This window comes from Phormidium pseudopriestleyi FRX01 (genome assembly GCF_017313335.1).
Taxonomy (GTDB): Bacteria; Cyanobacteriota; Cyanobacteriia; order Cyanobacteriales; family Laspinemataceae; genus Laspinema; species Laspinema pseudopriestleyi.
In genome coordinates this window covers 1-3,968 of sequence record NZ_JAFLQW010000397.1, presented here as the reverse complement: position 1 = coordinate 3,968, position 3,968 = coordinate 1, and the positions used below count along the sequence as shown (strand labels likewise).

The following is a 3,968-nucleotide window of genomic DNA, read 5'->3' as shown; positions in this document are numbered from 1 at the left end:
TCCAGCGATTTGAGGGATTTCTCAGCGCCGAGCACCTAATTCCCAAACTTGAATCCCTGCTGTAAGGGAATCTGGATAATGGGAAGTTGGCGCAACTCTCAATCGGTTGTACTTGCGGTTTGTCACACTGATATAGCGAGGGGGTAGCAAATGGAGGTCCTGATGGGATATCCTAACCGAGAGTACCGATATCCTGAAGCCATGCCTGATGAATACACCCAGTCACGCGATCGTCAATCTCGCATTGTTCAGTCAGTTTTCCCTACCCCAAGCGAATCTGGCGATCGCCGTGGGTGCAATTCTTCCGGACTTCCCCATATTTTTGTTTTATGGTTGGGCTAAATTCATCAGAAAACTGCCCGAACGTCAAATTTGGAGTGAGAGTTATTGGCAACCGGGGTTACAAAATTGGGTGGCTTTATTTCATTCGATTCCGGTAGCAATTTTGGTGGCAATTTGGGCTGATTATTGCGGTTGGGAAACGGGAAAATGGCTCTTCATGAGTATGGTGTTCCATTCATTAGGAGACTTGCCAGTTCATCATGATGACGCACACCGGCACTTTTTTCCCTTCAGTGATTATCGTCTGATTAGTCCGATTTCTTATTGGGATCCGCAGCATTATGGGAGAATTGTCGCTGGGGTAGAAGTGCTGGCAGTGTGGGTGGCAACGGCAGTGAGTTTTCCCGGGGTTGCTTCTTCTATTGGGAAAGGATTAATGGTGACGATCGCCGGATTATCTGCGATCGCCTATGTCTATATTTACGCTCGTCCCCTAGTCCAGGATTACAAGAAAGGTTAGTTACGGCGAATAGTGAAACAACACCAATCTTTGCGTCGCCAGAGGGTAGCAACCACCCAACCATATTGTTCCAGAGTATCCGCCACAGGTTTGGTTTGGTCTAATAAAACCCCGCTAATAATTCCCCAAGTGCTGGGTTTAGAAATAGCATCAATTTGGGGAATTAAATCAATAATCACTTCAGCGAGGATATTACAAACAAATCCATCAACAGGTTCCTCACTCATTTGGGAAATCATTTCAACACTGCCCAATTGAGCTTGTAACAGGGATTCATCAATCTTATTTAAATCCCGATTGCGCCGAGTTGATTTGACCGCCAGAGGGTCGGTATCCACCGCATAAAGCTGCTTCGCACCGAGTAAAATTGCCCCAATGGATAAAATCCCCGAACCACAGCCAATATCTGCGATCGTCGCGTGAGTTTCTTCATATCCGAGGCGCATTTCCAGGGCTTCCAGACAGAGTTGGGTGGTAGGATGTGCTCCCGTCCCAAACGCTACACCGGGGTCCAATTGTAACACCAGGCGATCGGTTTCAGGAATAGGCAGCCATGCGGGGTTAACCACAAAGCGATCGCCGATTTCTTCTGGATGCCAGTGTTGCTTCCAACTACTCGACCAATCCTCCTCCTCAATCAAATTCCACTGGACTGCGGGAATCGGCAGATTTACGCAAAGGGCATCTTGACGAAACAGCAGAGACAACGCCGCCAAATCCAATAAATGCGCCCGTTCCTGGGGGAGATAGGCTGAAATCAAACAGGAATGGCCTTTCATCTCACTGGCAGTACCGCGACAGCCAAAAGTTTCCACTCGTAAGAAGATCAAATCTTCTAACGCCGGATCGCAGAGCACTTGTATTTCCCACCAGTTGTTAGCCATAGCCCGTGAGTTCAGAGTCCTGATTTGCGGTTGCTTTCTTGTACTTTGATCAGAGCAGATTGGCCGGCGATCGCACCGGGTCAGAGTCAAACGCTTTCAGACATCAACGGTTTGCCGGTTATACCCCCCACCGAATCACCGTTCCATTTCGCAGACCGGATTAAAGGACACCTTTGATCCAGTCTGCGATCGCGCCAACCCTGACACCCGGGACCTAAAACCCGTCTTCTGCCTTCAGGAAACTTTTCCTCCTATAACATTACCGTATAGGCATCCCGAATACCTGGAACCTTCATAATTTCTGCTAAAATCCCTTCCGGCAGGGGGTCATCCAGGCTCAACACCATCACCGCATCCCCACGCACAATTTTGCGACCCACCTGCATACTGGCAATATTGACATTAAAACTGCCCAACAAAGAGCCAATTTTGCCAATAATTCCCGGCATATCCCGGTGGCGAGTAAACAACATATGATGGGTCGGGGGAACATTAATCGGAAACTCATCGATATCCGTAATCCGAATTTCCCCATCCCCTAACAGCGCCCCCGTCACCGAGTGGTCCCCAAGCGACCCCTTGGCCTCTAGGTGTAGAGAACCCATATAGTCACGAATGGAAGCATCCCGAGTTTCGATAATGCGAATGCCTCGTTCTTTCGCTTCAATGCTGGCATTCACATAATTCACCCGTTCCCGCAACGCTTGGGAGAGCAACCCTTTGAGGGCTGCCACCACAATCGGTTGACTGTTATTATCCGCCAACTCCCCTTGCAGACGGACATTCAGCAATTCAACGCGACCCCCAGCCAACTGACCGACCAAATTGCCGAGGTTTTCGGCCAGTTGCAAATAAGGGCGGAGTTTTTCCAAGGCATCGGGGTACAAACCGGGGATATTCACAGCCGATCGCGCCGGTAACCCCAGAAGGACATCTCTAATTTGTTCGGCAACATCGATCGCCACATTGATTTGGGCTTCCGCAGTAGAGGCCCCTAAGTGCGGTGTCAGAATCGCCTGTTTCCCCAGACTCCGTAAGGGAGAATCTGCTTCTAAGGGTTCATTCTCGTAAACATCCAGGGCGGCCCCTCCAATTCGTCCCTCTCTCAAGGCTTCAGCTAACGCCGCTTCATCAATAATGCCCCCTCTAGCGCAGTTGATAATCCGCACCGTTGGTTTCATCTTAGCTAGGGCTTCGGCATTAATCAGATTAGCCGTTTCTGGGGTTTTGGGAATATGCAGGGTAATGTAGTCCGATTCTCGGAATAGTAAATCCATATCGACTAACCGGCATCCGAGATGATCCGCCCGTTCGGTGGAAATAAATGGATCATAAGCGAGTAACTTCATCCCCATCGCTTTGGCGGCTGCCGCAACATGGGAGCCAATTTTGCCGAGTCCCACAATGCCGAGGGTCTTTTTGTAGACCTCTGCACCGATATAGCTTTTGCGGTCCCATTTGCCATTTTTAACCGAGTGGTTGGCATCAGGAATGTAGCGAGATAGGGAGAGCATCATCGCTAGGGCGTGTTCGGCAGCCGCAATGGTGTTTCCTTCCGGGGAGTTCACCACCACGATTCCTTTGCGGGTGGCGGAGGTAACATCAACGTTATCCACACCGACTCCGGCACGACCAATAATTTTAAGTTGGTTACCGGCTTCGATAATTTCTGGGGTGACGCGGGTCCCTGAACGAATCATCAGGGCATCATAGTCGGGGATAATCTGAACTAATTCTTCGTTTGATAGCCCTGTTTTCACGTCAACTTGAGCAACTTGGGAGAGGATATCCAGTCCAGCTTGGTCTATGGGATCGGAGACAAGAACCTTGGGCATGGTCAGCGTTTAGGTGGCAACAAACAACAGCAGGCTCCTCTTACCGGGGAGTTTCGGGCGGCAACGGGTCTGGGTGGGTCCGATTTTGGTGGCGATCGCAGTGCAATCTTGCTCTCGTCGGTCTACCGGCCAGACTTGTTGCAGTAGGTCATTTTAACTGGAAAGGGTCGGCTATGGGTCAATGACCTAAAATTTTTAAGGTTTTGGGGAACTTCCCGCTCTCTGCGGAAGGGGAAGCCCCAGGGTTCTGTGTTGCTGGCGATCGACCCTGACTAGGGCCTCATCATCCTCATTAAATGGCGAACAGCTTATAGAGCGGGAGAGTTCGAGAGGGGAGCAAAACCCACGTCTTTTAAGCGTGGGATGTAGCGAACCCTTTCGCGCCCATGTTAATGGGCAGAGTCTTGTTCTGTGGGGTTAGGCAGTTGGTCTATCCAATCTTCGATT

General features: G+C 50.1%; 3 protein-coding genes. 1 reads left to right on the top strand and 2 read right to left on the bottom strand.

Features of this window, described 5'->3' with window-relative positions:
- The first annotated feature begins 208 nt into the window (after positions 1–208).
- On the top strand, positions 209–802 hold the full coding sequence (locus J0895_RS14975) for a hypothetical protein (protein ID WP_207088861.1): 594 nt from the start codon (positions 209–211) through the stop codon (positions 800–802).
- Here the strand turns inward: J0895_RS14975 and prmA are convergent.
- Positions 799–1,686: a 50S ribosomal protein L11 methyltransferase gene (gene prmA, locus J0895_RS14970; protein ID WP_207088860.1), complete on the bottom strand. Its 888-nt coding sequence runs from the start codon at positions 1,684–1,686 to the stop codon at positions 799–801. The two genes, J0895_RS14975 and prmA, sit on opposite strands and share 4 nt — an antisense overlap.
- 251 nt (positions 1,687–1,937) lie before the next feature.
- Entirely contained in the window at positions 1,938–3,521 is a 1,584-nt protein-coding gene (serA, locus tag J0895_RS14965) for a phosphoglycerate dehydrogenase (protein ID WP_207088859.1), read from the bottom strand.
- Between the last annotated feature and the right edge of the window lie 447 nt (positions 3,522–3,968).

Excerpts from the sequence above, each read along its gene's own strand:
- J0895_RS14975 (WP_207088861.1), top strand. The coding sequence starts at position 209 with ATGAATACACCCAGTCACGCGATCGTCAATCTCGCATTGTTCAGTCAG.
- prmA (WP_207088860.1), bottom strand. The coding sequence starts at position 1,686 with ATGGCTAACAACTGGTGGGAAATACAAGTGCTCTGCGATCCGGCGTTA.
- serA (WP_207088859.1), bottom strand. The coding sequence starts at position 3,521 with ATGCCCAAGGTTCTTGTCTCCGATCCCATAGACCAAGCTGGACTGGAT.